This window comes from Fluviicola sp. (assembly GCF_030151805.1).
Taxonomy (GTDB): Bacteria; Bacteroidota; Bacteroidia; order Flavobacteriales_D; family Crocinitomicaceae; genus Fluviicola.
Genome location: NZ_JASLCN010000412.1, coordinates 1 through 2,960 on the forward strand (window position 1 = coordinate 1; position 2,960 = coordinate 2,960).

2 protein-coding genes are annotated in these 2,960 nt (G+C 40.2%); one reads left to right on the top strand and one right to left on the bottom strand.

Annotation, left to right across the window (positions count from 1 at the left end; all coding sequences use genetic code 11):
- Positions 1-154 precede the first annotated feature (154 nt).
- Positions 155-2,197 (top strand): transglutaminase-like domain-containing protein, encoded by a 2,043-nt coding sequence (locus tag Q1V93_RS15530; protein ID WP_300665914.1) that lies wholly within the window; start codon positions 155-157, stop codon positions 2,195-2,197.
- A 55-nt stretch (positions 2,198-2,252) separates the two neighbouring features.
- Here Q1V93_RS15530 and tyrS read toward each other — a convergent pair.
- A partial coding sequence (gene tyrS / locus Q1V93_RS15535) for a tyrosine--tRNA ligase (RefSeq protein ID WP_300665915.1) occupies positions 2,253-2,960 on the bottom strand: 708 nt, incomplete at its 5' end.

Below are 2,960 nucleotides of genomic sequence, written 5' to 3' on the forward strand. Positions count from 1 at the left end.
ATTTGCGCATTGGTGGAAGAAAATTAAGTATGGGTGTAAATTGTGGTTAATTTCGAATACATCGCGACCCCTCTTTATTTATTGAAATGATTTATAAGAGTTAATTCTAAAAAAGAAATAACTTTGCATCGAAGAAAAATCCAAATCATTGAAAATGAAACCTTACTGCCTTATCTTTTTCCTTCTCGGAGGAAAAATCCTGTTTGCCCAGGAAAAAATTGAATTTCTGAAAACACCCAAAGAAGCTCAGAAGGATGTTAAAGCCTTAAGCGCTTTTCTTACGAAGGGTTTGCCGGACGACAGTACCAAAGCTGCGCACATCTATCAGTGGGTGACACACAATATTTCCTATAACTACAAAGCGATCGAAAGCGGAAAACCGCTGGAGTACAAATCTGCCGGGGCTGTTTTAAAAGCAAAAAGTACTGTTTGCCAGGGATACAGCGCTTTGACGGTTGAATTGTTGAAAAACGCAGGAATCGAAGCAACCACTGTGGAAGGTTACACTGCCCGGTTTTTATCGGATTCTATTCCGTTGATTGCTTCTTCGGATCACGAATGGGTCGCTTTCAAAGTGGACCGGAAGTGGTATTTGTGCGATCCTACCTGGGATGCCGGTTACATCGGAAGAATCCCGAAATACAAGGAAGATCTCGTAAAGAAGGAAAAACGGATGCTTAAAAGAGCCGAAAAACTGGCTAAAATCGAAAAAGAGAAGCGGAAAAAAGTGAAGCAGTTCAAATGGGACAAAAAAGACAAAAAGGAAGCTGAAAAAGCAGAAGAAAAACGCGGTGATTACAAATCGGACATCGGGTTTGTGCGCTACCCGTCATTGGAAAATTTCATGCTGGACCCGGATGAATTTGTTCAAACGCATTTGCCTTCCCAACCTGAATTTCAGCTTCGTTCGTACCCGATTTCGATGGAGGATTTCACCCGGAAAACCAAAAACTGGGATACGATCCTGGAACGTAAAAACGGAAATTCAGTCGCATTTGAAGAATATGTTTCGGAATACAGCTCTTTGAAGTTGAATGATAAATGGATCAAAGTGGCGAAAGACGGATTAAAGTTCAATCCGGCGAATTACAGTTCCATGACGGTTCATCACTTCAATTACCTGGGCTTGCATTTGAATGATAAATTCAGAAATTCCTTCGAGATTATTGAAAAAGGAGATTTGCATGAGCAATTTCCGGACCTGAGAGATATCAACGACAGTGTTGCATTGTATAGCAAAGAAGCAAAGAAAATCAATAAGACTTCTTATGCGATCAGTAAACGGATTATTTCCGCCGAAACAAAGATCTTCAAAACAACGGATAAGGAAGCTTATTCGATGGTGAAAAAAGTAGTGTCGGAACAGAAGAAAAATGTGACGCGTCTGGAGAAGGAAAAGGCTAAAATTTCGAAAGATGTTACTTTAATCGAAGAGAAAAAACAGAAATTACTCCAGGAATCAACAGCGTATGCAACACAAAGCAGCCTGGATTCATCATTGGTTCCGGCATCTTATTCCAAGTGGAAAGACAGTTTGTTTCATTCTTTGCTGAAGATTGATTCCCTACGCCAGGGATGGGATCGTTTGGCGCATGACGACAAAACCTATGAAAAGCGTTTTCAGTGGCTGAAAGGAGCTTACGAAACAAGTTTCAGAAACCTGTTCATTCTGAATTCAGCCCCGGTTTACTACAGCGATACGGTGATTGCATACGATTCCAAAATTGCAGGAGATCTGAAGGAATTGTTCCGTTTTCACAAAGAAACCTACGATTCCTTGCTGTATCCGGCAGAAATTCTGAAAGAATACAAAGTGCTGGAAAAAGTGATCAAAAGAGGTCTTACGGGACTGAAGGCATATTCCAAAAAGAATCCGAATTACAAGTATACCGATATGAGCAAGTATTTGAATTCCTTGAATTACCAGATCTTGTCTCTGATTTCAACGGATTTACGAACGTTCTATACAGACAGAAACGAATTGTTAAGTCTGGAGAAATACTACGAAAAGCATTACGAAACGATTCAAAGTAACCTGGAGGATGAAAAAGAATTCAAGGCTAAAAATGCAGAATACAATTTTGAAATCCTTGAAAAGAATAGAGAAAGAACCGATGAACTATTCGACCGAATCTTAAAAAGCTCGGAGAAAACAGAAGCGTTCTTTCAAAAGACTTTGGGGAGCAGACCGCGATAAAAACAGATAAAAACAAGTCGGGGCGAAAATTTTTTCGCCCCGACTTGTTTTTTGTTTATTCTATAATCACAATGTAATTGTTCTTCTTTCCTTTTCCGAGCAGGATGAATTTGTCGTTGATCAAGTCACTCGGACCAACCAACGTTCCTTCTGCCACTTTATCTTTGTTCAAAGAAATAGCATTTGCTTTTAATTCGCGTTTTGCTTCTCCGTTTGATGGCAAAAAGCCGGTTTTAGAAGCTAATAGGTCAACAATACTAATTCCTTCATTCAACTCAGCACGCTTCACAGTTGCCATCGGTACGCCGTCAAAAATGCTCAGGAACGTATCATTCGACAATTTTTTCAAATCTTCCGAAGTGGATTTTCCAAACAAAATATTCGATGCTGCGATAGCCATATCCAACGCTTCTTTTCCATGCACTCGTTCCGTTACTTCTTCAGCAATTGCTTTTTGCAACGTACGCAAATGAGGAGCTTCGTTGTGTTCTTTCTCAATTGCTTCAATTTCCTCTTTTGATTTCAAAGTATAGAAGCGAATCAATTTTGCAGCATCTTCATCCGACGCATTTAACCAAAACTGGTAGAAAGCATAAGGACTTGTTTTCTCCGGATCCAACCAAACCGTTCCCGATTCCGTTTTCCCGAATTTACCTCCGTCCGCTTTCGTCAGCAAAGGACAAGTAAATGCATAGGCTTCTCCACCATCAATTTTGCGAACCAATTCCGTTCCGGTGGTGATATTTCCCCATTGATCAGAACC

Coding starts and splice junctions, on each gene's coding strand:
- Q1V93_RS15530 (WP_300665914.1), top strand. CDS start 155: ATGAAACCTTACTGCCTTATCTTTTTCCTTCTCGGAGGAAAAATCCTG.